Raw genomic sequence first — 2,602 nt, forward strand, 5'->3', positions numbered from 1 at the left:
ATCCGGGCTTCTAACTCTTGGATTTTCTTTTGCTCAGGCGTGAGGGCTTTAGTCGTTGGAGTCATCCCACCTCGCTCAACTTTGAGTTGGTCGACCCATCGCCGTAAAGCTGTTTCACCTACGCCCATAGAGTTAGCTGCTTCAGGTATGGAGTACCCTTGATCAAGAACCAAACTTGCAGCATCTAGTTTGAACTCAGCTGAAAATGTACGTCGTTGTCGTTTTGTCATTGAACACCTCATTTATGGTGGAGACTTTACCACCTAATTTGGTGTCCGGGATCATTAGACCACTACAGTTGAGCTCATTACTATCTATAAGTTAGCTAATCATTATTTGACCAACTTTTCCTAATGTAGGTATGGTGTATAAGACTTATCACATAAATTTAGGTGGAGTTTAAGGTGAATAAAGAAACCAAAAAGAATTTTGATAAAGTATTTCAGGCTGCGTTAGCACTGTTTGGGAGTGACGAAGCTGCTAATCACTGGCTTAAGCATCCAGCTCGAGGGCTTGGCAACAAACGACCAATTGATATGCTTTCGACAGCCGAAGACACCAAGGCTGTACTCAATTTGATCGGCCGTTTAGAGCATGGAGTGTTTTCGTGACCTTTATTACTACAAGCTTTTGCCCCATTTAGTGCTGGCAACTAGGAAGAAATCCTTCTCAGTTGCTTTCCAACTAATAAGAATTCCTCGCAGTTGAACTGTTGTCAAATTTGCAATACTTGCCTGAGAGATGAAAAAGTTCAGTTGTTGCTGATTCTGCAAAAACTCCCACCTGCTCCAATTGTGCAACGCTTGTTGCACCATTCTCCTAAAACACTTCTGTCCAAAAGCTTCTCAGGTTGATTTATTACTCGTGGCACTTTCTAGCTCGAAAGTGCCCCAAAGTGATTTGGAGTAAAAGGTCATTAACATTCTGTTTATCGAATTTCACCACATCTAACCTAACAACCTAGCTACAAGTTCAATTTGTTCACTTAACATAGTTAGACCTATCGAAAAATAGCTCATTTGATACAATGCCTTATATAATGTTTTTGACCGATATATAGCGTCGAAACTGTAAGAATATACTGAAGGATCCAAAGTGAATTTTGCGATTGGCGATACAGAGGCACTGCTAAGTGCAATAGATTTTAGTGACAATGAACTTGTTTTTTTAGTTGGTTCCCCCCTTTCATGCTCTTATGGAGAGGTTCAAGGCATTCCTGGCGTAAAAGATATGCTTGAACTAATTGAAGATAAAGTATCGGAAAGGTCACGGACTAAAACCTCTTATCATAGATCAGTTGAACACATCCAAGCTGACACAGAAAAGTATCAAGCTTCCTTTGACTTTTTAAGGTTAAATACTAGCCCTAACACTGTTAACGGTATTATTCGTAAAGCTACTTTGAAGGCATACATGGACGATACTCAAGATATCGATATTAACGATGCCAATGCACTTAAGAAGTTACAAGAAAAAACTGAATTATGGTCTATTCCGCCAGCGACTCAAGGGCTCGCAGAAGTACTCAATAATTCAAATGGCATATCAAATACGGTATTGACGCCAAACTTCGATCCATTGCTTTCCATCGCATTAACTCAATTAGGTCAATCACCAACAAGAACTGTACTTCACGGTGATAGTAATATAGAACAATTCCAGAGTACCGACGTAAATATAGTTCATTTTCATGGATATTGGTTGGATACTGATACCTTACATACTTCAGCTCAATTGACCATTGATAGACCATTATTTAAACAATCTTTGATGAGGCTTTTGAACAATAAAACTCTAGTTGTTTTAGGGTATGGAGGTTGGGATGACGTCTTTACTCAAGTATTATTCTCGATTATTCAAGATAATGGGGCTAACTTTGACATCCTATGGGCGTTCTATGAATCAAATGAAGAAACGATTAATAATAAATATTCCAATCTTCTAGAGTCAGTAAAGCCAGCTCTTCAAAGAGGGCGTTTCAAAGCGTTTAGCGGGATAAATTGTCATGAGTTTTTGCCTATTCTTGCCAAAGAATGTGCCGTTAGTAACTCGAATATCACATGCCAAAAAGTTCCACTGATCGCTACTAAAGATGATTATCCAACTGAAAGTCACTCATTCGAAGATAACAATGTAACACTCGCTGCATGGCAGCATTTCTACGATAAAGCGCATATATACATTAGATGCACTGAAAGAAGTTATTTGATACGTAGCTTTGAGGAGCATAAATGTCTCAACATCACCGCTGAATGGGGGATCGGGCATAAAGAGTTTGTGTGTACACTAAGCTCAACTAGCGACTATTCTGAATCTCCCATTTATAGAATATGTAGTGGTCTAATGATCCCGGACACCAAATTAGGTGGTAAAGTCTCCACCATAAATGAGGTGTTCAATGACAAAACGACAACGACGTACATTTTCAGCTGAGTTCAAACTAGATGCTGCAAGTTTGGTTCTTGATCAAGGGTACTCCATACCTGAAGCAGCTAACTCTATGGGCGTAGGTGAAACAGCTTTACGGCGATGGGTCGACCAACTCAAAGTTGAGCGAGGTGGGATGACTCCAACGACTAAAGCCCTCACGCCTGAGCAAAAG

At 39.9% G+C, this 2,602-nt stretch carries 4 protein-coding genes; 3 read left to right on the top strand and 1 reads right to left on the bottom strand.

Annotation, left to right across the window (positions count from 1 at the left end):
* The coding region (locus HRQ85_RS25990) for a transposase (protein WP_172380983.1) at positions 1-230 on the bottom strand (230 nt) is incomplete at its 3' end.
* A 174-nt stretch (positions 231-404) separates the two neighbouring features.
* Between HRQ85_RS25990 and HRQ85_RS25995 the strand changes: the two genes are divergently transcribed.
* The 3 genes from HRQ85_RS25995 to HRQ85_RS26005 form a co-directional block, all read left to right on the top strand.
* Positions 405-611, top strand: coding sequence for an antitoxin Xre/MbcA/ParS toxin-binding domain-containing protein (locus HRQ85_RS25995; RefSeq protein WP_102265923.1), 207 nt, complete (start codon positions 405-407; stop codon positions 609-611).
* A 484-nt stretch (positions 612-1,095) separates the two neighbouring features.
* Entirely contained in the window at positions 1,096-2,433 is a 1,338-nt protein-coding gene (locus HRQ85_RS26000; RefSeq protein WP_172380984.1) for an SIR2 family protein, read from the top strand.
* Positions 2,399-2,602, top strand: a 204-nt coding sequence (locus tag HRQ85_RS26005) for a transposase (RefSeq protein ID WP_172380985.1), incomplete at its 3' end; no start/stop codon positions are given. The genes HRQ85_RS26000 and HRQ85_RS26005, both read left to right, overlap by 35 nt.

It is taken from the genome of Vibrio sp. Vb339 (genome assembly GCF_902751245.1).
GTDB classification, from domain to species: Bacteria; Pseudomonadota; Gammaproteobacteria; order Enterobacterales; family Vibrionaceae; genus Vibrio; species Vibrio coralliirubri.